At 72.6% G+C, this 25,277-nt stretch carries 18 protein-coding genes and 1 pseudogene; 5 read left to right on the forward strand and 14 right to left on the reverse strand.

The genetic code is table 11. The features are described 5' to 3' along the window. Positions 1 to 3: 3 nt before the first annotated feature. Positions 4 to 1,656 (reverse strand): hydantoinase B/oxoprolinase family protein, encoded by a 1,653-nt coding sequence (locus ABZ459_RS30475; protein ID WP_357977451.1) that lies wholly within the window; start codon positions 1,654 to 1,656, stop codon positions 4 to 6. Further along, a complete protein-coding gene (locus tag ABZ459_RS30480) occupies positions 1,653 to 3,680 on the reverse strand; it encodes a hydantoinase/oxoprolinase family protein (protein ID WP_357977454.1) in 2,028 nt (675 codons plus the stop codon). Before ABZ459_RS30480 ends, ABZ459_RS30475 begins: the two co-directional genes overlap by 4 nt. 135 nt (positions 3,681 to 3,815) lie before the next feature. Here ABZ459_RS30480 and ABZ459_RS30485 point away from each other — a divergent pair, with 135 nt between their 5' ends. Beyond that, positions 3,816 to 4,436: a YigZ family protein gene (locus tag ABZ459_RS30485; protein WP_357977456.1), complete on the forward strand. Its 621-nt coding sequence runs from the start codon at positions 3,816 to 3,818 to the stop codon at positions 4,434 to 4,436. A gap of 6 nt (positions 4,437 to 4,442) precedes the next feature. Here ABZ459_RS30485 and ABZ459_RS30490 read toward each other — a convergent pair whose 3' ends face one another. Next, complete coding sequence (locus tag ABZ459_RS30490) at positions 4,443 to 5,678, reverse strand: isochorismate synthase (RefSeq protein WP_357977459.1); 1,236 nt, start codon at positions 5,676 to 5,678, stop codon at positions 4,443 to 4,445. 217 nt (positions 5,679 to 5,895) lie between these two features. Here ABZ459_RS30490 and ABZ459_RS30495 point away from each other — a divergent pair, with 217 nt between their 5' ends. The 3 genes from ABZ459_RS30495 (at position 5,896) to ABZ459_RS30505 (ending at position 8,303) form a co-directional block, all read left to right on the forward strand. After that, on the forward strand, positions 5,896 to 6,726 hold the full coding sequence (locus ABZ459_RS30495) for a GDSL-type esterase/lipase family protein (protein ID WP_357977462.1): 831 nt from the start codon (positions 5,896 to 5,898) through the stop codon (positions 6,724 to 6,726). 154 nt (positions 6,727 to 6,880) lie between these two features. Next, a complete protein-coding gene (locus ABZ459_RS30500; RefSeq protein ID WP_357977465.1) occupies positions 6,881 to 7,444 on the forward strand; it encodes an RNA polymerase sigma factor in 564 nt (187 codons plus the stop codon). Beyond that, positions 7,437 to 8,303 carry a CU044_5270 family protein gene (locus tag ABZ459_RS30505; protein ID WP_357977468.1) on the forward strand — a complete coding sequence of 289 codons (867 nt, stop codon included), beginning with the start codon at positions 7,437 to 7,439 and terminating at the stop codon, positions 8,301 to 8,303. Before ABZ459_RS30500 ends, ABZ459_RS30505 begins: the two co-directional genes overlap by 8 nt. A gap of 133 nt (positions 8,304 to 8,436) precedes the next feature. On the opposite strand, the gene ABZ459_RS30510 is transcribed toward ABZ459_RS30505, so the two are convergent. The 8 genes and pseudogenes from ABZ459_RS30510 to ABZ459_RS30545 form a co-directional block, all read right to left on the reverse strand. Beyond that, positions 8,437 to 11,616, reverse strand: a complete 3,180-nt coding sequence (locus ABZ459_RS30510; RefSeq protein ID WP_357977471.1) for a S8 family serine peptidase — start codon at positions 11,614 to 11,616, stop codon at positions 8,437 to 8,439. A gap of 85 nt (positions 11,617 to 11,701) precedes the next feature. Beyond that, positions 11,702 to 12,415: an HNH endonuclease family protein gene (locus ABZ459_RS30515; protein ID WP_357977474.1), complete on the reverse strand. Its 714-nt coding sequence runs from the start codon at positions 12,413 to 12,415 to the stop codon at positions 11,702 to 11,704. Positions 12,416 to 12,577: 162 nt separating this feature from the next. Continuing rightward, a complete protein-coding gene (locus tag ABZ459_RS30520; RefSeq protein ID WP_357977477.1) occupies positions 12,578 to 12,904 on the reverse strand; it encodes a helix-turn-helix transcriptional regulator in 327 nt (108 codons plus the stop codon). Positions 12,905 to 13,003: 99 nt separating this feature from the next. Next, positions 13,004 to 14,338, reverse strand: coding sequence for a glycosyltransferase family 4 protein (locus ABZ459_RS30525; RefSeq protein ID WP_357977480.1), 1,335 nt, complete (start codon positions 14,336 to 14,338; stop codon positions 13,004 to 13,006). A gap of 134 nt (positions 14,339 to 14,472) precedes the next feature. Then, entirely contained in the window at positions 14,473 to 17,583 is a 3,111-nt protein-coding gene (locus ABZ459_RS30530) for a PDZ domain-containing protein (protein ID WP_357977483.1), read from the reverse strand. Between the two features lie 273 nt (positions 17,584 to 17,856). Further along, complete coding sequence (locus ABZ459_RS30535; protein WP_357977588.1) at positions 17,857 to 18,903, reverse strand: hypothetical protein; 1,047 nt, start codon at positions 18,901 to 18,903, stop codon at positions 17,857 to 17,859. A gap of 435 nt (positions 18,904 to 19,338) precedes the next feature. After that, positions 19,339 to 20,649: pseudogene (locus ABZ459_RS30540) on the reverse strand (GTP-binding protein); the annotation flags it as partial. 149 nt (positions 20,650 to 20,798) lie between these two features. Further along, on the reverse strand, positions 20,799 to 21,842 hold the full coding sequence (locus tag ABZ459_RS30545) for an Rv2578c family radical SAM protein (RefSeq protein WP_357977487.1): 1,044 nt from the start codon (positions 21,840 to 21,842) through the stop codon (positions 20,799 to 20,801). Positions 21,843 to 21,976: 134 nt separating this feature from the next. Between ABZ459_RS30545 and ABZ459_RS30550 the strand changes: the two genes are divergently transcribed. Then, complete coding sequence (locus tag ABZ459_RS30550; RefSeq protein WP_357977490.1) at positions 21,977 to 22,255, forward strand: DUF3040 domain-containing protein; 279 nt, start codon at positions 21,977 to 21,979, stop codon at positions 22,253 to 22,255. Between the two features lie 68 nt (positions 22,256 to 22,323). Here the strand turns inward: ABZ459_RS30550 and ABZ459_RS30555 are convergent, their stop codons facing one another. From ABZ459_RS30555 to ABZ459_RS30565, 3 genes are all read right to left on the reverse strand, one after another. Then, on the reverse strand, positions 22,324 to 22,791 hold the full coding sequence (locus tag ABZ459_RS30555; RefSeq protein ID WP_357977493.1) for an OsmC family protein: 468 nt from the start codon (positions 22,789 to 22,791) through the stop codon (positions 22,324 to 22,326). Next, positions 22,788 to 23,432 (reverse strand): GntR family transcriptional regulator, encoded by a 645-nt coding sequence (locus ABZ459_RS30560; RefSeq protein ID WP_357977495.1) that lies wholly within the window; start codon positions 23,430 to 23,432, stop codon positions 22,788 to 22,790. The genes ABZ459_RS30555 and ABZ459_RS30560 overlap by 4 nt, the downstream gene beginning before the upstream one ends. 201 nt (positions 23,433 to 23,633) lie before the next feature. Further along, positions 23,634 to 25,208: a penicillin-binding transpeptidase domain-containing protein gene (locus ABZ459_RS30565; protein WP_357977499.1), complete on the reverse strand. Its 1,575-nt coding sequence runs from the start codon at positions 25,206 to 25,208 to the stop codon at positions 23,634 to 23,636. Between the last annotated feature and the right edge of the window lie 69 nt (positions 25,209 to 25,277).

Here is a 25,277-nt window from a genome sequence, read left to right on the forward strand (position 1 = left end):
GGATCAGTTCGTGATCATGCCCTCGGCCAGGTCCGCCGCCCGCGTCGACGGGGAGCGGCGATCGGCCGGGCCGTAGCCGCCACCTCCGCCGGACTCGCAGCGCAGCACGTCGCCGGCCGACACCGGCAGGGCGTTGACCTTGAGCATCCGGCGCTCGTCCGCCGTGCCAGGGTTGAGCGTCACCCGCGGGGGAGCGCCCGCCGCGCCGCCGGCCAGGCCCCACGCGGGCGTGACCGAGCGCTCGAACCACAACGACAACGAGGTGTCGCCGCAGAACTCGTACTCCCGCACCACGCCGTTGCCGCCGCGCCACTGCCCGGCGCCGCCGGTGTCCGGGCGCACCTCGTAACGGCGCACCCGGACCGGGAACAGTGTCTCCAGCACCTCGATCGGCATGTCCCGCAGCGAGCCGTTGACGTTGTTGATCAGGCAGGACTCGCCGTCGCCGCCCTCCCACGCCCCCCAGCCGCCGACCGTGGCCTCCTGGGAGACGTACAACTTCCCGGTACGCGGGTCCGTCCCGGTGAACTGCACGATCATCGAGTCCCCGTACGAGGCCGCCGCCGCCTTGCCCGGCAGCGCCGGGGCCAGCGCTTTGACCACCAGGTCGATGAGCAGCCCGAGGTGGGAGTAGTAGTACTGGCAGGCGGCCGGCGAGCGCGCGGCCAGCATCGAGCCCGGCCGGGTCTCGACGCTCAGCGGGCGGAAGGAGCCGCCGTTCAGCGGCACGTCCCCCGACACCAGCAGCTTGTACCCCACCCGCACCGCCGCCACGGCCTGCGCCGCGCCGCAGTTGACCGGCCCGCGGGCCTGGTCGGCGGAGTCGGTCAGGTCCACGTGCATCGACTCGCCCGACACCGTGACGCGCACGTTCACCGGCAGCGGCGTGGCCAGGTCGATGCCGTCGTTGTCGAGGAAGCCGGACGCCTCGTACACGCCGTCCGGGATCGCGGCGATGGCCTGGCGTTCCATGCGCTCGGTCTGGGCGAAGATCTCGTCCCGGGCGGCCATGACCGTCTCCAGGCCCCAGCGCGAGACGATCTCCTGCAGCCGCCGCTGGCCGGTCATCGCGCAGCTCACCTGGGCCCGCATGTCGCCGAGCGTGGCGTGCGGGAAGCGCACGTTGCGGGCGATCACCTCGTGCAGGTCGCGGCACGGCCGCCCGCCCGCGTACACCTTCACCGGGCCCAGCCGCAGGCCCTCCTGGAAGATCGAGGTGGAGTCCATCGAGCCGCCCGGGTCCTTGGAGCCGACGTCCAGCCAGTGGGCGCGCGAGGCGGCGAACCCGGCCAGCTCGCCGCCGGCGAAGATCGGGCCGTAGACGGTGACGTCGTTGAGGTGGGTGCCGCCGACGTAGGAGTCGTTCAGCACCCACACGTCGCCCTCCTGCCACACCTCGCGGCCGTACATGCGCTCGGTCTCGCGGGTGCACACCTCCAGGTTGCCCAGGAAGATCGGCAGGCCGGACGACTGCCCCAGCACGTTGTGGTCCCGGTCGAGCAGCGCCACCGCGCAGTCCTTGGCCTCGTAGATCACCGGCGTGTACGAGCTGCGGATCAGCGTGGTGTTCATGTCCTCGGCGGCCTGGAGCAGGGCGCACCGGATGATCTCGGTGGTCACGGCGTCGATCATTGGGTCGATCACTGGGTCGATCACTGGACGTCCACCTTCACGATGAGGAAACCGTTGTCGTCGACGGCCGCCAGGCAGCCCGGCGGGATGACCGTGGTCGCGGTCTCCTCGACCACGATCGCGGGCCCGGCGAACGAGCCGGACAGGCCCGCCCGCCGCAACACGGGCGTGCGGTGCACCACCCCGTCGAAGATCACGTCCCGGACGTCCCCGGACGTCTCCTCGCGCGGCTCGGCGGCCCCGGCGGCGGCGCGCGGGAACGAGCCGAACCCGGTGCTGCGCAGCATGACGAACTCGACCGGCGCCTCGGGGGTGGCGTGGCCGTACCGGCTGGTGTGGGCCTCGGCGTAGCGGGCCGCGACCGCGGCGAGGAAGCCCGGCTCGCCGGGCTCGGCCGCGTCGCGCAGCGGCACGGTGAGCGTGTAGTCCTGGCCCTCGTAGCGCATGTCCACGGCGTGCTCGACCCGGCGTCGCTCCTCCGGCACGCCCTGCCCGGCCAGCGCCTCCAGCGCCTCCCGCTCCAATGTCACCAGATTTCGGGACATGTCGTCGCCGTCGAGCGTGTCCTGCGGCCGGAAGTACGGGTGCGTCAGGTCCCGCCGCACGTCCGCCTCCAGCATCCCCCAGGCCGAGAACGCCCCCGGGAACCGCGGGACGACCACCTCGGAGATGCCCAGCTCGCGGGCGATGAACACGGCGTGCATCGCGCCCGCGCCGCCGAAGGCGACCAGCGCGAACTCCCGCGGCTCCACCCCGTGCTCGACCGTCAGCGTGCGGATCGCCTGGGCCATCTTGGCGTTGGCCACGTCGCAGATGCCCTCGGCCAGCCGCAGCGGGTCCAGGTCCAGCTCCCGCGCCAGCGTGACCACGGCCGCGCCCGCCGCCTCCTCGTCCAGCGTCATCAGCCCGCCCGCGAACCAGGCCGGGTCCACCCGGCCGAGCACCACGTTCGCGTCGGTCACGGTGGGCCGGGTGCCGCCCCGGCCGTAGCAGGCCGGGCCCGGCACGGCCCCGGCCGACTCCGGGCCGACGCGCAGCGCGCCCGCCTCGGCGTAGGCGATCGAGCCGCCGCCCGCGCCGATGGTGTGCAGGTTCACGATGGGCATGAGCACCGGGTAGCCCTCGATGCGGGCCTCGGCGCTGACGTCGGGCCGCCCGTTCACCACGAGCGAGACGTCGAAGGAGGTGCCGCCCATGTCCACGCAGATCGCGTTCTCCCGGCCCAGCATGCGGGCCGCGGCGACGCCGCCCATCGTGCCGCCGACCGGCCCCGACAGCAGGGTCTGCAACGGCCGCCGCATCGCGTACGAGGCGTTGACCAGCCCGCCCGACGACTGCATCACGTGCACCGGCACCGACAGGCCGTGCTCGGCGAAGCGCCGCTCGATCCTGGCCAGGTACCTGCGCACGACCGGCCCGGTGTAGGCCTCCAGCACCGCCGAGGAGGTGCGCTCGTACTCGCGCCACTCCCGCGCGACCTCGTGCGAGAGCACCACGAGCACGTCCTCGCCCAGCTCGGCCCGCAGGATCTCGCCCGCGCGCAGCTCGTGCGCGGGGTCGGCGAAGGAGAACAGCAGGCACACGGCGACGGCGTCGAAGCCCTCCGCGCGGGCGCGCCGCGCGGCCCGCCGCACCGCCTCCTCGTCGAGGGGTTCCAGCTCGCGGCCCCGGTGGTCGAGGCGGCCGCCGGCCTCCATGACGTCGTGGCGCGGCACGAGCGGCGACGGCTTGCGGTAGCGCAGGTCGAACATGCGGTCGCGGTTGCCGCGGGCGATCCGGTAGACGTCCCCGGCGCCCCGGCTCGCCAGCAGCAGCACCCGCGCGCCCTTGCGCTCCAGCAGGGCATTGAGTCCCTGCGTGGTGCCGTGCACGAAGAAGGAGATGGCCGCGGGGTCGTCCACGACCCGGCCGAGCGCGGCGAACACGCCCTCGGCCAGGTCCCCCGGCGTGGTGGGCGCCTTCGAGGCGGTGACGGCCCCCGTGCGCTCGTCGTAGCAGACGACGTCGGTGAAGGTGCCGCCGATGTCCATGGCGACGCGATAGGTCATGCGCCGCACCGTATGCGCGGGGCGGCGCCGCGATCATGGGCGTCCTGCACAGGGAAGGGGCGCCTCCCGTGCATCACGCTCAACCCCGCCTACCCGTCCAAAAATCTACAACGTAAAGGCGGTAGCCTGGCGGGCGTGTCCCAGTCGTACCTCACCCTCGCGACCGGCGTCGAGCACGAGACCGAGGTGCGCCGCTCCCGGTTCGTCTGCGCGCTGGCCCCCGCCCGTACCGTCGAGGAGGCCGCCGCGTTCATCGCCGCCCGCCGCCGCGAGCACGCCGGCGCCACCCACAACTGCAGCGCGTACGTGATCGGCGGGCGGCTGCAGAAGGGCGACGACGACGGCGAGCCCGGCGGCACGGCGGGCACGCCGATGGTCCAGGCGCTGGTCGGCCGGGGGTTCAACGACGTGGTCGCGGTGGTCACCCGCTATTTCGGCGGCGTCCTGCTGGGCGCGGGCGGGCTGGTGCGCGCCTACGGGGGAGCGGTGACCGAGACGCTCGACCTGGTGGAGCCGGTGCGGATGGTCCCGGCCAGGCTGGTGAGCGTCTCGGTGGCCCACGACCAGGCCGGCCGGGTGGAGAACGACCTGCGCGCCTCCCGCTACGCGCTGCGCGAGGTGACCTACGCGGCCGGGGTGACGTTCTCGGTGGCGGTGGGGGAGGACGAGGTGGCGGCGTTCGGCGAGTGGGTGGCCGCGCTGACGGCCGGCCGGGCCCGCGTCGAGCTGGGCGAGGGCGTGCACGTGCCCGGCTGAGGCCGCTCAGCCCTCCAGGGCGTACTGCATGACGCGGAACTTGGCCTGGGCCTCGGCCAGCTCGGCGGCCGGGTCGGAGTTGCCCATGATGCCGCCGCCGGCGAACAGCCGGGCGCGGTTGCCCTCGATCAGCCCCGAGCGCAGGGCGATGCCCCATTCGCCGTCGCCGTGGGCGTCGATCCAGCCGACCGGGCCCGCGTAGCCGGCGCGGTCCATGCCCTCCAGCTCGCGGATGACCTTGATGGCGGTGTCGGTCGGGGTGCCGCCGACGGCGGCGGTGGGGTGCATGGCGGCCACCACGTCGAGGACGGACGCGCCGTCGGCCAGCCGCCCGGTGACGTGGCTGGCCAGGTGCTGGACGTTGGGCAGCACGAGGAGTTCGGGCTCGTCGGGGGTGTGCAGCGAGGAGCAGAGGGGGGCGAGGGTCTGGCGCACGGAGGCGATGGCGCACTCGTGCTCGTGGCGGTCCTTCTGGGAGGCGAACAGCGCGGCGCCGCGGGCGACGTCGTCGGCCGCGCCGGTGCCGCGGGCGGTGGTGCCGGCCAGGACGAGGGACTCGATCTCCTGCCCGGTGCGGCGGATGAGCAGCTCGGGGGTGGCGCCGACGAGGCCGGCCACGGAGAAGGTGTAGCACTCGGGGTAGCGCCGGGCCAGCCGGGTCAGCAGCAGGCGTACGTCGATGGGGTGCTCGGCGGTGGCGAGCAGGTCGCGGGCGAGCACGACCTTCTCCAGTTCGCCGTCGCGGATGCGGCGGGCGGCCCGGGCGACGACGTGCTCCCATTCGGGGGCGGTGAGGCTGCCGTCGCCGTAGCTGATGCGGCCGGGCTCGCGGATGGGGCTGAACGTCTCCAGCGGGGCCTCGCCGACGGTGGTGAGCCAGGCGCGGCCGCCGCGGCGGGCGAGCACGGCGCGGGGGACGACGAGCACGGACCCGGGGGCGTCCTCGTCAAAGGTGAAGCTGCCGAAGGCGACGGGGCCGGAGCCGGAGCCGGGGGCGCGTCCGGCGTCGTCGGCGGGCGCGTCGCCGAGGACGGTGCGCAGCCACTCGCGGGCCCAGGCGAAGCGGCCGGGGCCCGGCGGCACGGCGACGCGGGCGGCCTGGCCCCATCCCACCAGGCCCTCGCCGTTCCTGATCCAGGCGTAGGGCGCCGTCTTCGGGAGGGATGCCAGCAGGTCACCGGGGTCGCCGACAGGGGTGGTGCGAACCGGTAGCGGGCGGGTTGTTCCGAGCGCGACACTCACTCAAGACACTCTATGCGGGAACTGAACACGTTCGACTCGGACCCCCGTGAATGCGGTGTTACTGCCCGCGAGCCAGGAAATAACCGGATCTTGACGTTTATTGAGGGCGCCCCGCTCGCGGACGCACTGTCAAGCGGCGATACGAAGACGGTCCTGAAATGGCAGACCTCGCCGGAAGGTCATGGTGCGACCTTGATCCACTCCCTACCTTGGGGCCATGATCGGTCGTCTGTCCCCAGTCGTCACCGCCGTCCTCGTTCTGGCCGCCTCGGGTCCTGCGCAGGCCGTCGCCGCAGCTCAGCCCGTCCCTGAGACGATGGCGGCGCTGGGCGACTCGATCTCCACGGGCTTCAACTCCTGCGGCTGGTACGTCTCCTGCGCGGCCCGTTCCTGGGCGGCCGGCGACAACTCGCAGGTGGGCAGCCACTACTTCCGGCTGCGGAGCCTGGCTGGAACGCTCCAGCGGGAGAACTTCGCGGTGCCCGGCTCGACGAGCGCCGAGCTGCTCGGCCAGGTCAACCAGGCGATCGCGGCGAAGGCCGATTATGTGACGATCCTCATAGGCGCCCAGGACGCGTGCAAGCGCACCGAGCGGGAGATGACGCCGGTCGCGCTCTACCGCCGGCGCATGGACGCCGCGCTGTCGGCCCTGCGCGCCGGCATGCCGCAGGCCAGGGTGTTCATCGCCAGCGTCCCCGACCTGCGGCGGTTGTGGCAGGTCGGCAAGGGCAACCCGCTGGCCCGTACGTTCTGGACCGTCGGCAGGATCTGCCAGACCATGCTGGCCGACCCGGCCTCGACGAAGAAGGCCGACGTCGAGCGGCGGGCCCGGGTGCGGGCGCGGGTGATGGCCTACAACAAGGAGGCGGCGCTGGCGTGCGAGGCGATGGGGCCCTCCTGCGACACCGACGAGGGCGCGATCTTCTCCTTCCCGTTCACGCTCGACCACGTCAGCAAGTGGGACTTCTTCCACCCCAACCTCGCCGGGCAGAAGGCGCTGGCCGAGCAGACGTTCGAGCACGGCTTCGTCTGGGAGGACCCGCGCTAGCCCGGTCCTCCGCAGAGGTCTCGTAGGTCCGGGCCGCCGGTCCCGGTGAGTGGCCGCCTCTCGGCGCGCGGGAAGAAAAGCCGCGTGCGCCGCGAAGGATGGGTGAAAGTGATGATCACCCACCGGAAGGCACACTCATGACGGACACCGGCACATGACCGCCGACGTGGGCGAGCAGGTGACCGACGCCGACCTCGTCGCCGGCTACCGGCGCAACCCTGAGCTGTTCACCGCCGTCTATGACCGGTACTTCCATGACGTCTACCGGTACGTGGCGGGACGCCTCGGCGCCCAGGTGGCCGAGGACATCGCGGCGGAGACGTTTCTGCTGGCGTTCGACCGGCGTGACCGCTTCGACCTGGGACGAGGTGCCCTGCGGCCCTGGCTGCTCGGCATCGCCACGAACCTGGTGGCCCGGCATCGCCACAAGGAGGCCCGCCGGTACAAGGCGCTGGCCCGGCTGGACCCCGTGCCGGTCGTGGAAGGGCACGAGAACCGGGTCGTCACCGCCGCGACCGCGCAGCCGTACCTGGCCATGGCGCTCGCCTCGCTGAACGGCGGCGAGCGTGACGTGCTGCTGCTCCTGGCGCTGGGCCAGCTCAGTTACCTCGAGATCGCCCAGGCGCTCGGCATTTCCCTCGGCACAGTGGGGTCGCGGCTCAGCCGGGCCCGCGCCAAGATCCAGGCCCTCACCGACAAGGAGACCACCCATGAATGACCTGGAAGAGATCGCCACCTTGCTGGAGGAGCCGGAGCCGTCCGCCGGGGCGGTCGCGCGCGGCAGGGAGCGCCTGGAGCGAAGGGCGCTGGCGGGCCGGGCGCGCCGGCGTGCCGGCTGGTTCGTCCCGGGAGTGGCTCTGGCCGCCGCCGGTGCCGTCGCGGCGGTCGTGCTCGCCACGGGGGCGCCCACGAACGACGGCGCACCGGTCACGGGCAAGGAGGTCCTGCTCATGGCCGCCGTCAGCGCTGAACGTACGCCCCAGGGCTCCGGGACGTACTGGCACGTCACGCGCCGGTGGCTCGGGTCGGACGCCCCGCCGATAGAGAGCTGGACCCGGCGCGACGGCAAGCGCTGGACCAGGGCCGTGCCGGGGGATCCCGCCGGCGCCGTCATCCAGGCGCCGGCCTGGAAGTCGCTCAGCCTCAAGGGCGCCAAGGTGAGCTTCGAGGAGCTCGAAGGGCTGCCGACGGAGCCGGAGGCGCTGAAGGCGTGGCTCGTCGCGCGCAAGGGCGAGGGGAGGGACATGTCCGCGTCCGAGCTGCGCGGCGATCCCACGCTCACCCTGCTCGCGCTGATCACCGACCTGCCGACGCCCGCGGAGGCCCGCTCGGCGGCGTTCCGCGCGCTCGCCGCGACACCGGGGGTGGAGAACGCGGGCGCGGTCGAAGGCGGCCAGCGTCTGCGCTTTCCCAACCCCGACGGTGGTGGCGACATCGAGCTGGTCATCGATCCCGAGACGGCCCGGGTGGTCCGGGCCAACCTCGTCCTCGTCGACGACGGCGACGCGGCGTTCAGCGCCGACTTCATCTCCGTGACCACCGAGTGGACGGATCAGCTTCCTGCGGTGCGGAGCTGAGGCGGGATTCCGTGCGCCCCGCGGGTGAGCGCGGCCGCTGACGGGCCTGCTCACTCGTCCGCCCCCGGGCTGGAAGGCCCGGGGGCGGACGAGTCGTGATGCGCCGGGAGCCTCAGCTCACCGGTCGTCCGGGTCAGCCCACGGCGTAGGCGCGGGTCACCGTCTGGGTGACGCCGTTGCCCGCCTTGTCGGTGACGGTCGCGCGCAGCGAGACGTACCCCGCGGTGGCGGGGTTGTCCAGCCGTGCCGTCCAGCCCGATCGGCTCGCCCGGACGTGCACCGGTCGCCACGTCCTGCCGTCGTCGGCGGACGCCTCCAGCCTTATCGAGGAGACCGCCGCCCTGGCGGCGCCGGGAGCGCGCTCGACCTGGATCGGGAGAATGGTTCGTGATCCCGGTCTGGCGCGGTTGGCGTCATCGAGACCCTGTGGCGCGTAGCGCACGGCCATCAGCGGCAGCGGCTCGGGCTTCGCCGTACGGGCGGAGTGGAAGGTCCAGACGGCGTCGACCGCCGTGGACAGATTCGCCTCCGGCCGCCGGGAGGAGGCGGTCAGCGTGTAGGCGGCGTCGGCCTGCGGCAACGTGGCGGTGAGCGTGCACTCCTCGCTGCGGTAGGGGAGGCAGCCGGTGATGCCGGTCGTGGCGATCTCCGTTCCGTTCCCGGTCAGGGTGAGGGTGCCGGTCGCGGCCGCGTCCATGCCGGTACGTCCGGCGACTCCGCTGCTGTACAGCCCGTCGGCGGGGAAGGCCAGGGTGTCGCCGGCCCGGCTGCCGCCGGGGACGGCGAACGAGGGGCCGGTCACCGCGGCGTTCCAGAGCTGGGTGAAGTTCCTGTCGCGCACCGGGCCGGTGCCGTGCTCGATCAGGCCGCCCGTGCTGAACTCGTCGTTCCACGCGAACCCTGGGGTGAGGTACCGCGTCAGGCTGCTCGGCAGCGGCATGTCCTCCCACGTGCTCATTCCCGGCGAGAGGACGTCGCCGGGCAGCACCGGCCCCGTGTTCAGCGTGCCGGTGGCACCCGGGACGGTCGAGCGGTAGGTCTCGGTCGCCTTGACCATGTCCCGGGTCCGCGCGGCGTACCCGGGGTTGTCGGGGAAGCCGTCCGTACGCTGGTCGACGAGGTCGTAGCGGTACGGGCTGGGCGTCGTGTCCTTCTTGGTCCAGGCGGTCTGGGCCAGGTAGGTGAGCCCCGGCTGCCGCACCGGGACGAGGTAGAAGCCGCCGGAGTAGCCGAACGCGATCATCGCGGTTCTCCAGGGCCCGTTGACCACGGAGAGGGAGAGCGCGGGATCGGGGACGGCCGTGGGGTCGTCGACCGTGAACGTGATCCGCTTCGCCTTGCTCCCGTCGACCGTCAGCGACACGTCGGCGTCGTCGATCTCGAACGGCCGGTGCGCGAACGTCAGGCTGTGTTCCGCCTTCCCCCAGATCTCGGTGTAGAGGTTCCAGCGTCCCTTCGGCAGCCTGATCGTGGCCGTGTCGCCGTGGAAGACGAGGGTGCGCTGCGTGCCGGTCGCCTGGTCGTAGACGCGGCCCTGTACGCCGTCGGCGGTCGTCCCGTCCCTGCCCCGGACGGTCACCGTGACGTCATGGGACTCCGGCTCCACGTAGGCCCCGGCCGGGGTGCGGACCACCGTGTCACCGGCGGTGGCGGTGACGATGCCGGGATGGTCGCCGGGGCCCTTGCCCTCGGCGTCGATCGTCACCATGACCGCCGCCTGCCCGCCCGCGGGCACCTCCAGCCGTTGCGGCGACAGCGTGAGCACGTCGGAGTCGGCCGCGAGGTCCAGGGTGACGGGCGTGGCCCCGGTGTTGCTGTAGGTGATCTTCCCGGTGGCCCGTCGCTCGCCCGGCTGCTCCCAGGGGAACGCGGCCCACACGCCGGTGGGAGCGGCGATCACCTCCTGGGCCAGCGAGCGGAGCACGTCCACCCGCCCGGTGCCCTGCTGGTACGGCGTGGCGCCGCCGGTCGGCCGGGCACTGCCGACGAGCGCCGCCTTGAGCTGCTGCCCGCTCCAGCCGGGATGGCGCTGGGCGAGGATGGCCGCCGCGCCCGCCACATGTGGGGTGGCCATCGACGTGCCGCTCATCGCCACATGGGCTTCGTCGGCGGTGCCCGCCGCGGCGGCGGCCACGATGTCCACGCCGGGCGCGGTGATGTCCGGCTTGACCGCATGGTCGCCGATGCGCGGGCCCGTGCTGGAGAAGGGGGCCAATTGGTCGGAGCGGTCCACCGCGCCGACGGTCAGCGCGGCGTCCGCGCTGCCGGGGCTGTTCACGGTGCCCTCGCCGCCGTCGTTGCCCGCGGCCGTCACGAACAGGGTGCCCGTGGCCTGCGACAGGGTGTTCACCGCCTGCTCGATCGGGTCGAGGCCGGGTTCGTCGGGGCCGCCGAAGCTCATGTTGACGATCTTGGCCTTGACCTCCGTGGCGGCCCACTCCATCCCGGCCAGGATCCCGGAGTCGCTGATCCTCGTGCCCAGCTTGCCGAAGGCGATGCGGGCTCCCGGCGCCACGCCGCGATACCGCTCGCCGGCGCCGGCGATGATCGAGGTGACGTGCGTGCCGTGGCCGAGACGATCCACGATGTCGGGCTCGTCGGAGAAGTTCCGCGACTGGGTGACCACGTCCTTCAGGTCGGGATGCGTGGGGTCGTACCCGCTGTCGAGCACGGCGACCGTGACGCCCTGTCCGGTGAATCCCCGCTGCCACGCCTCGGTCGCGCCGATCTGCCTGGTGCTGCGGTCCAGGGTGTACGAACGCCGGCCGTCGAGCCAGATCCTGCCCTTGCCCGCGGCCAGCGTGGACGCCCCGCCGAGCAGGCTCCGCCACGCCTCGCCCGCGCCCGTCTTGGCCACCCGCTGGGCTGTCATGTTCAGGCTGGTCAGCCGCCGGGTGGTCGCCGCGCCCCGCAGCGCGGGGGCCGTGCCGTGCGGCGACTGTGTGATCAGCGGGATGTCGGGGGTGTCCGCGTCGCCGTAGCGCCAGGCGAGCAGCTGGGTGACATCGAACAGCCGCTCGTCCAGCACCCCCTGGGCGACCAGGGGCGCGGCGTCGGAGGGGACGACGTACAGGTGCCCGTCGCGGTACCCGGAGGAGAAGTGCACCTCCCGGGCCGTGCCCGGCTCCACCCGGAAACTCCGGCCCGTGACCACGACACGGTCGCCGGTCAGCAGCGTCACACTGCCCGCCGTGCCCGAGCGTGGCTGCCCGGGGCCTGTCCGGCCGGCGTCGGCCGTGCCGGTCCCCGTCGTCGCGCCCATGCCCAGCGTGCCTGCCAGGACCGCTGCCAGCAGTCCCTTGCCTAACGTCATTGATCCTCGCAAGAAGAGAAATCGATCGCTTTCTCCTCTTGTTCCGAGAAAGGTGGATTCTTCTTCCCTGGGCCCTGGGCCGGGGCTAGCGGCACTGCGCGAGCATGGCGTTCTTGTCGGCCCTGGTCACCGGCAGGTCGTACTTGAGCGCGACTTGGGCGAAGCGGGTGACGTACGCGCAGCGGACGCGGCGCTGGGGAGGCAGCCACCCGGCCGGGCCTGCGGCGTCCTTCTCCTCGTTGGCGCGGCCGTCGACGGGTAACAGGTTGAGCGGGTCGTTGGCGAAGTCGAGGCGCTTCGACATCGGCCAGCGCGGCGCGCCCATGCGCCATCCGTAGTTGAGCGGCACGACGTGGTCCACCTGCACCTCGTCGGCCTGGGCCTTGTGCCAGGAGATGAGCCGGCCGGTGTAGGGGTCGGTCAGCTCCATGGCGACGACCTCGCAGCTCGACCCCGGCCGGTACTCGACGCCGGTGCCGTCGCGGGCGAGCAGGTCGTCGCGGGTGCGGCAGCCGTTGCGGGCGTAGGGGACGCCGGTGGCGGTGTCGGCCCAGTTCTCGCCGTACCGGCTGCGGGCGTAGCCGGTGTTGGGGCCGCGGCCCTTGACGCGTAAGCGGCCGATGAGGGTACGCGCCCTGGCCTTGTCGCCGTCGGACAGGACGGGGGCGAGGCCGGGCAGCGTCCCGCTGGCGTTGCTCAGGGGGCTGGCGGCGGTGGCGGCGGGGCTCTTGGCACTGCCGACGAAGGAAACGACGATGACGGCTCCGGCGAGGATCGCGATGGCGTCCTTCGTGCTCAAGCAGCCCTCCGTGGCTCCCGTAGGCGAAGTTGTCTAGAGAATTCCCGCCATCGCCGGATTTGACACAGGAAGGCTTCCGTCACTGATCACCCTGCCGCCGCTTTCAGGCGGTGGCCGATCCGCCCTGGTAACCCCTCGCCGGACAGGCCGGTGCCACGGTGGTCACGCCACACCTTCGGACGGCCGCAGCCGCAGGGCGGCGCGCTTGGCGGCGGCGCGGTCGAGCGCCTGCCGGGCCAGTTGGGCGCCGTCGGAGGTGAAGCGGTAGTAGCGGCGGCGCGGGCGGCCCTCCTCGCGCGGATCCAGTTCCTCCCAGCTCGACTCCAGCCAGCCGAAGCCTTCGAGCCGGGCCAGGATCGGATGGATCGTGCCGCTGGGCAGCTCGGCCGCCGAGCGGATCTCCAGCCCGTACATGGCGCGGGCGGGGTCTTCGAGCAGGGCGTGGAGAACGAGCATGGTCGGCATGGTCATGCGAGGGAGGCTTCCCATGCTCTAACTCTACCTAGGGGGTCGCGGGCCGCCAGATCGCCGGCGCCTGTCTTCGCCGAGCCGGCGGACTTCCCGGCTCGGCGGTGTGACGTCCGTCCGCTAAGCCCGGGGTCCGGCCGGCTCGGTGGCCTCGACGGGCGCGGTGGTCTCGGCGGCCTCGGGGGCGGGGCGGGGCGGGCGGACGTACGTGCCGTTGCGGCGGGCCACCAGTTCGGCCAGCAGCTCGTCCCACTTCTGGCCCACCGCGTCCACGTCGTACGTGCGCGCCGTCTCCAGCGCGCCCGCCGCCAGCGACCGGCGCAGCGGCTCGTCCTCGATGACCCGCATGATCGAGGCCGCCAGGTTGGCGTTGGTACGCGGCTTGACCAGCAGCCCGTCCACCTCGTCGGTGATCATCTCCTTGGGCCCGTGCGGGCTGTTGAAGCTGACGATGGCCAGCCCCTTGGCCATGGCCTCCAGGATCGTCATCGGGAAGCCCTCGTGCCGCGAGCTGAGCACGAAGATCGACGCCTTCTCCAGCTCGGCCCCCACGTCGCTGGTCGGCCCCGGCAGCTCCACCTTGCCCTGGAGTCCGGCCTCGACGATCTGCGCCGCCAGGTTGTCCTCCTGCGGCCCGGCGCCGAAGATGCGCAGTTTCCAGTCGGGGTGCGCGGCGGCGACGGTCTCCCACGCGGTGATCAGCCGGTGGAAGCCCTTGAGCCGGGTCATCCGGCCCACGGCGACGACGACCTTGGCGTCCAGCCTGGACACCTCGCCGCTCATCGGCGGGACGGCGTTGGGGATGCGCGCCAGCTTCTTCGGCTTCTTCGGCAGCGTGCTGCGGTAGTCGCGCAGGTCGGCCTTGGTGAGGGTGACCAGGGCGTCCATCCGCCGGTACCGCCACTTGATCAGCTTCTGCATCGGCTCGGCCTGGGTGCGCAGGGCCACGTGCTCCTGCCCGATGGTGATCACGCCCGGCTGCGCTAACTGCGCCATGGCCAGGTTGAGCCCGGGACGGGTGGCCATGAGCACGCCGCTGTCGAGCGAACGGATGAAGCGGGCCAGCTTGTAGTCGGTCCACAGGTTGAAGCGGTGGTAGGCCGTCTCCTCCGGCGGGATCAGCTTGCTGGGGAACTTCGACAACATCGCCCGCAGCGGGTCCGGGCTCGGCTTGAGCCGGTCGTCGAGGAAGCGGAAGCGCACCCGCGGGTCGATCGGGAAGAACGGCTCCTCGGCCTCCTTCAGAATGCTGACGATCTCGACGTCGTGCTTCTCGGCCAGGTAGCCGGCCAGGTTGAACACCGTCCTGATCGTGCCGCCCATCCCGTTGGCGTGCAGGAGCAGGATTCGGATGCGGTCGGTCGACGGCGGCGGCGCGTTGCGTGCCTTGCGGCGGTTGTACCCCCGGTACAACCGGACCATCGCCGACTTCCCCCTGCGTGCCAGTGCGCGCACCTGGACGATCCCCCTTGTGCTCGGTTGCATTCGCATACGCGCGGGGCCGGTCGTCAAGCCGCGCGCGAGCGGAGTGCACATGTCATCCCCTGTGCGCTTTCCCCGCCTATGATCTTTAGACGCCCAAGAGGTTCCTAAGGTTGCATACCTGGCCGATGCGACGGATCCGGCGTATGCGGCGAATGCTCGGCAAGCAGGCCGAGGGCGACGTCGATGGCCCGCTCAAGCTGCGTGTCCACGCCTTTGGCGTAGTCCTGCGGGGTGATGTCCACCTCGATGTCGGGATCCGTGCCGTAGTTCTCCACCTGCCAGCCGACGTCGTCGAAGGCGAAGGAGAACTCCGGCTGCGTGGTCACGGTCCCGTCGGCGAGCCGGTGGCGCGGCCAGATGCCGATCACCCCGCCCCAGGTGCGCTTGCCGACCAGCGGGCCCAGCTTGAGCAGCTTGAAGGTGTGGCTGAAGATGTCGCCGTCCGAGCCCGCCCACTCGTTGGTGATGGCCACCAGCGGCCCGCGCGGCGACTCCGGCGGGTACGGCTCCGGATCCCCCCACCGCGGGTAGTCGTAGCCGAGCCGCCGCCTGGCCAGCTTCTCCAGCAGCAGCGCCGAGACGTGCCCGCCGCCGTTGAAGCGCACGTCCACGATGAGGGCGTGCCGGTCGTACTCGGCCAGGAAGCCGCGGTGGAACTCGCCGAACCCCTCGGTGCCCATGTCGGGGACGTGCAGGTAGCCGATACGCCCGCCGGAACGCTCGTGGCACTCGGCGCGGTTGAGGTTCACCCAGTCGCGGTAACGGGCCGGCTGCTCGTCGGCCAGCGCGCGCACGGTCACCGTGAACACCCGCTCCGCGCGCCGCAGGGTCAGCTCCACCTCCTCGCCGGCCTGGTTGACCAGCCGCTCGTTCGGGGTGGCCGCGCGGCCGATGGGCGCGCCGTTGATGGCCAGCACCGCGTCCCCCGGCCGCACGTCCAGCCCCAGCCGGTTCAGCGGCGAGGTGGCCTCGGGGTCCCACGGATCGCCGGTGACGATCGCGTGCACGTGATAGACGCCGTCGCGGTAGTCCCAGTCGACGCCCAGCTTGCCCTGGCTGTAGTCCGGCCCGGGACGGTACTCGCCGCCGCTCTCGTAGGCGTGGCTGGTGCCCAGCTCGCCGTGCAGCTCCCACAGCAGGTCGGAGAACTCGCCCCGGGTGGTGACCCGGTCCACCAGCGGCTCGTAGCGCCGGTAGACGCCCGGCCAGTCGACGCCGGCCATGTCCTCGGTCCAGAAGTTCTCCCGCTGCAGCCGCCACGCCTCGCGGAACATCTGCCGCCACTCCGACTCCGGCGCCACCGACACCTTGATGCGCGACAGGTCGATCCAGCCGCTCTCGCGTCCCGGCGGGTCGTCGTCGTGCTCGGGCACCTCGCCGGCCTTGACCACGCGCAGCCGGCTCCCGGCCCGGTACAGCAGCGTCTTGTGGTCGCGGCCCAGCTCGAACGCGGTGACGCCGTCGGCGAACGTCTCGTTCCTGCCCTTGGCGAAGTCGTACAGGTGCAGGGTGTTCTCGCCCTCCAGCGGGCTGGTCAGCAGCAGCGCCTTGCCCTTGAGCCCGGCCACCCCCTCGTAGCGGCCCTCCGGCAGCGGGAAGGCGGTGACGCGGGCGGCCAGCCCGTCCAGGTCCACCCGGACGGCCTCCTCCGGCTCGTCCTCCTCCTCGTCCTTGCCGTTGAGCGGGCGCCGCGCGGGCACGAACGGGTCGGGCGCGTCGGCCCGCAGCGCGATCGCGTACGGCCGGGTGCCCAGCGGGAAGCCCAGGTCGAACTGCAACTGGTCGTAGACGGGCGAGAAGACTCGCTGGCCGATGAAGTACAGGTAGCGGCCCTGGGGGTCGAAGGCCGGCATCGAGTCCTTGAGCACCGGCTCGGAGGCGGCCACCGTCCGGCCGGTCTCCGGGTGGTGCAGCTTGATCGCGGTCGTCTGGGCGTTGAGCGGCCCGGCGTAGGCCAGCCACTGGCCGTCGTGCGACCAGGCCGGGTCCTCGGGAGGGCCGTGCGGGTTGCGTTCCACCAGCGTGGCCGTGCCCGTCGACAGGTCCAGCAGGTACAGCTCATGGCGGTGGTTGACCACGGCCACCCGGTCGTGCGCGGGGTCGGGGACCAGCTCGTTGATCCGGCCCAGCCGGGCCACCTCGACGCCGCAGCCGCCCTCGTGACCCTCCAGGACGACCAGCGTCTCCTCGTCGGACTCGCCGCTGGCCGCGGCGATCAGCCGTACGCCGTCGTTCAGCCAGGTCAGGAAGCGGTAGCGGACGCCGTCCGGCTCGCCGTGCTGGCTCACCGGGCCCTCCCAGTCGGCCATCGCGTACGCCTTGCCGCGCGAGGTGATCGCCAGCGCGCTGCCGTCCGGGCTGAGGGTCGCGCTGTCGAGGTAGTCCTCGGCGTCGACGAACCGGCGGTTGCGCTGCGTCCTGGAGCTGGCCAGCCGCACCTCCAGCCGCCTGGGCTCGTCGTCCGGCTCCAGCAGGTACAGGTCGGCGCCGGCGTGGTAGACCAGCCGGTGGCCGTCGCCGGACAGGTTGCGCGCGTAGTAGTCGTCGTGATGGGTGTGCTTGCGCAGGTCACCGCCGTCCGGCAGGCAGGAGTAGACATTGCCGACCCCCTCGTGGTCGGACAGGAAGCAGACCCGCCGGCCGCTCCAGCACGGCGAGGCCAGGTTCCCCGGCAGCCGGATCAGCCGCCTGAACTCGCCGTCGCCGTCGGTGTCGATCCACAGGTCGCCGACCGTGCCGCCGCGGTAGCGCTTCCAGCGCGCGGGGTCGGCGGTGTTGCGGCCGAGCACGATCATCCCGTCGGGGCCGTGGGCGATCGAGTTCGCCGGTCCGTACGGAAGCCGCTGCGGCACCCCGCCCGGCGCCACGCGGTGCAGCCACTTGCGCCCGGCGAACGGCTGGGACTGGTCGCTGGCGTACAGGATGCGGCCTTCGTGGTCCCAGCCGGTGACCGTGCAGCGGGCGCCGTGGAAGGTGACCCGGCGCGCGGCGCCGCCGACGGCCGGCATCACGTAGACCTCCTCCGGGCCCTCCTCGCGGCCGACGAACGCGATCTGGTCGCCGCGCGGGGAGATGCGCGGGTAGCCGGCCTCGGCCGCGCCGGCGGTCAGGCGGAACGCGCGGCCGCCCTGGGCCGAGACCATCCAGAGGTCGTCCTCGGCGGCGAAGACCACCACGTCCTGAAAGACAGTGGGAAAGCGGAGATAGGCCGACATGTGCGCAGCTCCTCTTCCACCGGACAGCCGGGGGCCGCCGGCCCCCGGCTGCGCGATTCACCTCACGGGGTCATCCCTCGTCGGTCCTTCTGGTTTCCTTCTTGGTCTCCTTGGCCTGCCGGCTCGTCTTGATGGCCTGCTTCTTGGCCTTGCCCGACTTGGTGGCCGGTTTCTTCTTCGTGTCAGCCATCGTCTTCCCCCTGAAACGGTTGCGCCCGATTGGCACACTATGGCGAATTAATACCCATCTACCCCCGATATCCGACATACCGCCTATCGTGCGCTAATCGGGCGATCTCCGGACGGACGCGACCACCACACCCCCTCGCCGTGCGACAGCCCCGGCAGCCGCCGCTCGACCTCGTGCACGGCCGCCGCCGGGATCTCCCCTTCGAGCACCCACGTCTCAGCCCGCCTGCTCGTGCCGTCCAGGACCGCGCCCAGCCCGGCCAGGCGGGCCGACACGGCGGCGAAGGCGTCGGCGGGCACCTCCAGCTCGAAGCGGTGACACGGCTCGTACACCCTGGTCCCGGCCCTGCGCAGCGCCTCGGCCAGCACGACCCGCGCCTGCCCGCGGAAGTCGCCGGCGGTCGTGATCGGGGAGGCGTAGCCCGTCGCCGTCAGCGTGACCAGCACGTCGGTGACCGGCCATCCCCGCGGGCCCGCGCCCAGGCTGTGCCGCACGCTCTCCTCGATCGCCCGGTGGAAGGCCAGCGGCAGCGAACCCAGGTCGACCTCCAGCCGGTAGAGCACGCCGGAGCCCGGCGGTGCGGGCTCGACCCGCAGGCCCACGGTCGCCATGAACGCGTCCCGGGCCTGGCGCATCTCCTCCCTGGCCGCGCCGGTGCCCGCCGGACGCTCGAAGTGCACCGGACGGCTCGGCTCGAACTCCGCCTCCACGCCGAAGTCCCTGACCAGGGTCTCGCCGATGACCTCCTTCTGGACCTCGCCGTACAGCAGGACCGACGTCTGGCCGCCGGGGAGCGTACGGGTGCCGATCAGGGGGTCCTGCTCGGCCAGCGCGACCAGCGCGGCGTGCAGGCGCGGCTCCTGGCCGGGGACCCGGGGGCGTACGACGGTCTCCAGGCTGGGCGGCGTGAAGTGGGCCTGCCCCGCCGGGCCCGGCTCGCCCAGCCGGTCGCCGACCCTGATCTCGGGCACGCCCCGGACCGTCGCGATGTCACCCGCCACCGCCACCCGCCCCCCGGACCCCACGACGGCCACCCCGCTCGGCCGCCCCTCGTACGCGTGGACGCCCCCACCCGGCTCTCGCCGCAGAAACGTCACCCGCTCCCGCGCCCGAAGCTCCCCGCCCCACATCCGCTGATACGCGATCTTCTCCCCACCCCGCCCCCGCTCCACCACAAACACCACCCCCACCGCCGCGCCAGCCGCACCCGTCGCCGCCGCACCCGCCGCCGCACCCGCCGCCGCGCCACCCGCCGCCGCGTCAGCCGCACCCGCCGCCGCTGGAGCGGTCGCTGCCGGCTCCGTCGCTGCCGTCGCGGGCGTTGCCGTCGTAGCTGCAGCCGTCGTGGACGTGGACGTGGCCGTCACGGGCGTGGTCACCGTCGCCGCAGGCGTCGCTGTCCCTGTCGCCGTCGCCGTCGCCGTCGCCGTCGCCGTCGCCGTCGCCGTTGCGGGCGCGGTCGTCGCGAGCGTTGCCGTCGTGGCCTTCGGCGTCGCGCGGTCGGTGCCTCCGTCCCGGCCGGTCGGCGGCTGGGGAACCGCGGGCAGCAGCCGGACCGCCCCGAGCAGCTCGGCCACCCCCTGACCGGTGATCGCCGACCCGAACAACACCGGATGCGCCTCGCCCGCCGCGCACTGCGCCGCAAGCGCCTCCCGCACCCGCTCCGCCCCCGGAACCACATCGTCGACGAGCAACTCCAACAGCCCGTCATCCCCCTCAGCCAACACCTCAGCCGCCACCATCCCAGCGTCCTCGACGCCATACTCCCCGTCGGCCCGCACGTCGGCCCGCACGTCGGCTCCTGCATCGGCCCGCGCGTTAGCCGCCGCGTCGGCCCCTGCGTCGGCTCTGAGGTCGGCCCTCGCGTTAGGCCCCGCGCTGTCCTCCGCCTCGGGCCCTGCCTCGGGCCCCGCGGTGAGCTCCGCGCTGTGCTCCGCCTCGGGCCCCGCGGTGGGCTCCGCGCTGTGCTCCGCGTCGGGCCCCGCCTTGGGCCTCGCGTCGGCCTCCGCGTCGGCCTCCGCCTTGGCGGGTTCGACCTCGACGGGCCCACCGGCCCGCACCACCTCCTCCGAGCCGCCGCCCGCCACCCCTGGACGGAGAGTGACCCCCGAGGCCGGGGGAGTGGGGGCGAGGGGGTGGGTGGCGGCGGCCGCGTCGCTGGGAGCGACCCCGGAAGTCGAGGGGGTGAGGGGGCGGGGGGTGGGGCCCGGGTCGCTGGAAGCGGCCCCGGAGGCCGGGGGAGTGGAGGTGAAGGGGTGGGAAGCGGCCGGGTCGCGGGGAGCGGGCCCGGAGGCAAGGGAACTGAAGGCGAGGGGATGAGGGGGGGCGCTTGGGGTGGTGCCGAAGGGGGGCGGGGCGAAGGTGAAGGGGTGGACGGTGGCGGCCGGACCGCCGATGCCGCTCACCGTGTTGAGCGGAACCGCCCGCGGCGACAACCACCGCCGGATCTCGGCGAGCACCCCCGCCTCCCGAGCCCCCATCCGATCGATCTTGTTCACGAAGATCAGCGTGGGCAGCCGCAACCGCCGCAGCGTCTTCATCAGGACCCGCGTGTGCGGCTGCACGCCCTCCACGGCCGACAACACCAGGACGGCGCCGTCGAGCACGCCGAGCGCGCGTTCGACCTCGGCCACGAAGTCGGCGTGGCCCGGTGTGTCCACCAGATTGACCCGCAGGTCGCCCATGGTGAACGAGGCCACCGCGGAGCGGATGGTGATGCCGCGGCGGCGTTCGATCTCGCCGCTGTCGGTCTGCGTGCTGCCGTCGTCGACGCTGCCGAGGCGCGCGATGACCCCGGTCTCGAACAGCAGCCGCTCAGTGAGGCTGGTCTTGCCCGCGTCTACGTGCGCGAGGATGCCGATGTTCAGGATGTGCATGAGTGGTGGAGCCCTCGAGAACTCTCGTGCCAATGGGGCGCTGGAAGATCTCTGGGCGGCGCCGCATCTCATGCTCCTGAACGTCGTCCGGCTGGTGCCCGGTCATCCTGACACCGGGACGGGCCGGCGGGCCACCGATTTAAACCGGGTCACAACAGACGAAGCTGCTCCGGCTCGGCGACGGCGGCGACGGTGTCGGGCGTTCGGCGGGGCGGTACGCGGCGGGCCATGGCGGGGGTGGCCCTGCCGACCCCGTGGCGTCGGGCCAGCTCCTTGACCTGGGCGACGACGCGGTCCTGGTAGGAGGCGGGGGCGTAGGCGCCGCGGCCGTACAGCTCCAAATAGCGCGGCACCAGGCGCGGGTGCTCGCGCCCGAGCCAGCTCAGCCACCACTCGCGCGCCCCCGGCCGCAGGTGCAGGACGATCGGGGCGATATGGGTGGCGCCGGCCTCGGCGATCTCCTTGACCGTGCGTTCGAGCTGGGCGGGGGAGTCGGTCAGGTACGGCAGGATCGGCGCCATCAGCACCCCGCACGCCACGCCGTTGTCGTTGAGCGTGGCGCACGCCTCCAGCCGCCGGCGCGGGTTGGGCGTGCCGGGTTCGACCCCGCGCCACACCGCCTCGTCGACGAACCCGACCGACATGCTCGTGCTGACGTCGGTGACCTCGGCCGCCTCGGTGAGCAGGTCGAGGTCGCGCAGGATCAGCGTGCCCTTGGTGAGCACCGAGAACGGGTTCGCGGCGTCGCGCAGCGCGGCCAGGATGCCCCGCATGAGCCGGTAGCGGCCCTCGGCGCGCTGGTAGCAGTCGACGTTGGTGCCCATGGCCACGTGGTGGCCGCCCCAGCGGGCCGCGGCCAGCTCCTTTCGGGCCAGCTCGGCCGCGTTGACCTTGACGACGATCTTCGAGTCGAAGTCGGCCCCGGCGTCGAGGTCGAGGTATTCGTGCGTCTTGCGGGCGAAGCAGTAGACGCAGCGATGCCCGCACCCGCGGTAGGGGTTGATCGTGTACTCGAACGGCACCCGGCTCGCCCCCGGCACCCGGTTGATGATGGTCCGGGCCTGGACCTCGTAGAAGGTCATGCCCCTGAACTCGGGCGTGTCGAACGTACGGGTGACCGCGCCGCGGGCGAACAACGGCACGGCCGGATCGACCTGACCGGGGCCGGTCAGGCGCAGGTTGTCCCAGCGCATCCCATGATTAGAACAAAAGTTCGAGCGTGATCGCAAACCGAAAAGAGGCGGTAATTAGGGGGTCACGTCAAGGCTAATGATCTTCATGGTTGGGGAGGAACACGCCACAGTGCTTGCGTTCCGGAGGTGCGTCTATGGCCTGGTCGCAGGACGAGGAACGACTGCTGGCCCAGATCGAGCAGCACCTCGTCGACGACGATCCACGTCTCGTCGCCCGGCTCGAGTCGTTCAACGAGCGGGCCCGTCGCAGCGAGGCGCGGGCGAAGGGGCAGCCGGGCCACAGGCGGCCACGCCGGTCGACGGTCATCATCGTGATCAGCTGGGTGCTCATCGCGACGCTGGTGGCCACCCTGCTGATCATGGTCCTCCAGCACGAGGCCGCCACCGCCGTGGCGCTGGCCGCCTCGCGCTGACCGCTCCGGGGCTGCTCCCGGACCGGTCCCGGATCGTTCGCGGGTCGTTCGCGGCTTTCGGTCGCGCCTCAGGCCGTGCGCACGGTCGGCTCGTGGCGTACCGGGAAGTTGACCGAGGCGGCGATGAAGCACGCCTTGTGGGCGTCCTCGTGCAGGCGGGCGGCGGTCTCGGTCATCTCCGGCGCGGCCACGGTCACCTCGGGGCGGAGCACGACCTCGGTGAAGTGGCCGCCGGCGCCGCTCTCGGCCATGGTGCCCACCGCGTGGTCGGCGTACGCGGTGACCACGACGCCCGCCTCGCTGCACAGGTGCAGATACCACAACATGTGGCACTGGGAGAGCGAGCCGACCAGCAGCTGCTCGGGGTTCCACCGGGCGGGGTCGCCGCGGAAGGCGGGGTCGGAGCTGCCCGCGATGACCTGTCGGCCCTCGGTGGACAGATCGTGGTCGCGGTCGTAGTCGCGGTAGCCGCTGGTGCCGGTGCCCCGGTTGCCGGTCCAGGTCACGGTGGTGGTGTACGTGTGGTGGCGGGTCATGCGGGTTCGTCCTTGCTGTGAGTGACGGCGCGGGTGTCGAGGACGTGCGCGCGGGCGATGGCCGCGGCGTCCTGCGGCCGGGCCTCGGTGATCGCGGCGAGAAGCTGTTCGTGCTGGCCGGAGACGTGTGCCGGACGGGACGGCGGCGCCAGCGAGCGCAACGTGGAGACCTGGATCTGGTCCCACACGCGCTCCAGGGTGTGCAGCGCGATGGCGTTGGCCGCCAGCTCGGCGATCCGCCGGTGGAAGCGGCGGTTGAGCCCGACGGCCTCGCCGAGCCGGCCCTGCGCGGTGGCGGCCGCCGTGGCGTCGGCGACCTCGCGCAGCGAAGCCAGGTCGGCGGGGGCGATGCGGCCCTCGCCCTGGCGGGTCGCCGCCAGCTCGGCCGTGAGCGCCTCCAGGGCCGCCCGTACCTGGTAGGCGTCCTCCAGTGCGGACGCCTCCAGGGCCACGACGACCACCCCGCGCCCGGCCGGGCGCACCAGGCCGTCGGCGGTCAGCGCTCGCAGCGCCTCGCGCACCGGGGTGCGGCTCATCTCCAGACTCGCCGCGACCTCCGTCTCGGTCAGTTTCACCCCCGGCGGGTAGGTCCCGTCGAGGATCAGCTCCCGCAACCGGCTCCAAGCCACATCGCTCTGCACGGACACGACTCTAGCGTTTTGCATACATTGCATGCAATGCATGCGACGGCTCCAGACCGGTGGGGAACGCACGGAGACAGGAGGCTCGCGAAGGAGGGGGCGGAGGTCATTGGGAAGCGGGCGGGAGGGGTCAGAGGCCCTTGGAAGAACGGGCAGGAGAAGGGGCCGGAAGCCCTTGGAGGAACGGGCGGGAGGAGCGGGTCAGAGGCCCTTGAGGAAGGTCGCCGCCACCGGGGCCGCGACCTTGCCGCCCGTGCCGCCCCCCTCCACCACCACCGCGAAGGCCACGTCGCCCTTGAACCCCATGAACCAGGCGTGGGTGTCGAGCTTGTCGCCGGTGCCGAACTCGGCCGTGCCCGTCTTGCCGTGGGTGCCCGCGGGCAGGCCGCTGCCCCTGGCGGTGCCCTTGGAGACCACGGCCGCCATCATGCTGTGCAGCTGCTCCTTGACCCCCTTGGGCAGCGCCTGCTCGCCGGCCTTCTGCTTGATCGACGGCACCAGCGTCGGCGGCCGCCACGTGCCGTCGGCGATGGCGGCGGCGACCGAGGCCATCGACAGCGGGCTCGCGGTGATCCTGGCCTGGCCGAAGGACTCGGCGGCCAGCTCGGCGTCGGACTGGGCCCGCGGGAAGCTGGCCTTCGTGGCCGGCACGCCGAGGTTGAGCGGCTGGTTGAAGCCGACGCCTTCTGCCGTCTTGAGCAGCTTGTCGGCGCCGAGCCGCTGTTCGGCCAGCGGCGCGAAGGTGGTGTTGCACGAGTGGGCGAAGGAGTCGAGGAACGACAGCGAGCCGAACTCCTCCTTCTCCGAATTGCGGATCTTCAGCCCGCCGACGGTGGCGTACATCGGGCAGGTGACCTTGTCGGCGGGCGACAGGCCGGCCGCCAGCAGGCCGATCGCGGTGACCGCCTTGAACGTGGAGCCGGGCGGGTAGCGGCCGTCGAGGGCCCGGTTGAAGCCGCCCTGGTTGTTGACCACGGCCAGGACCTCGCCCGTGGAGGGCCGGATGGCGACCATGGATGTGGGCTTGGGGACGTCTTTGACCGCGGCCACGGCCGCCGCCTGCGCCCGCGGGTCGAGCGAGGTCTCCACGGGTTTGCCGTCGGTGCCCTCGATGGTGCCGAGGGTCTTGCCACCGAGCTGGATCTGCGTGGTGGGGGTGCCGGCCAGCCGCTTCTGGAACGTCTCCTGCAGGCCGCCGCGCCCGATCGCCTGCCCCGGCTTGTAGGAGGTGCCGAGCTTGGCGACGTCCTTCTTGGTGGCCTTGTCGAGGTAGCCGACGAGCTGCTGAACCGAGCCGCCGGACGTGCCGGTGTCGATGCGGTCGCCGTCGGCGTCGGTGATCTTCGCGCGCTGCGGCCAGCTCGTCTTGACGGCGAACGCCGCGCCCGAGGTCATCTGCGGGTGCAGCGTGGTGGGCCGCCAGTCGATCTTCCACATGCGGTCGGCCACCACGAGGTCGAGCTGCCCGTCGTAGGACCAGGAGCCGATGTTCTTCAGCGCCAGGGTCGCGGTGTAGGGGACCTTGGCCCGGCCGTCGCCCTCGACGACCCGCCCCAGCTTGACCGTGGCCGACTCGACGCCGAGCGCGGCGCGCTGCTGGTCGTAGGCGGTGAGCTGCTGCTGGGTGGCCAGCTCGGCGGTCATGGCGGCCTTGTCGCCGGCCTGCCAGGCGGCGGCGAAGCGCTGCGCCGTCTCGCCCGGTGTGCCCTTGGTGCGTAGCAGGTAGTAGGCGCCCCCGCCCGCGGCCCCCGCCACGAGCACGGCGGACACCGACACGATCGCGATGGTACGGCCCCGCGCCACTGGTCAGCCCCCCGGTCCTCGACGTCAGGTGTCAGAGCCTAG

This window comes from Nonomuraea sp. NPDC005692 (assembly GCF_040631115.1).
Lineage (GTDB): Bacteria > Actinomycetota > Actinomycetes > Streptosporangiales > Streptosporangiaceae > Nonomuraea.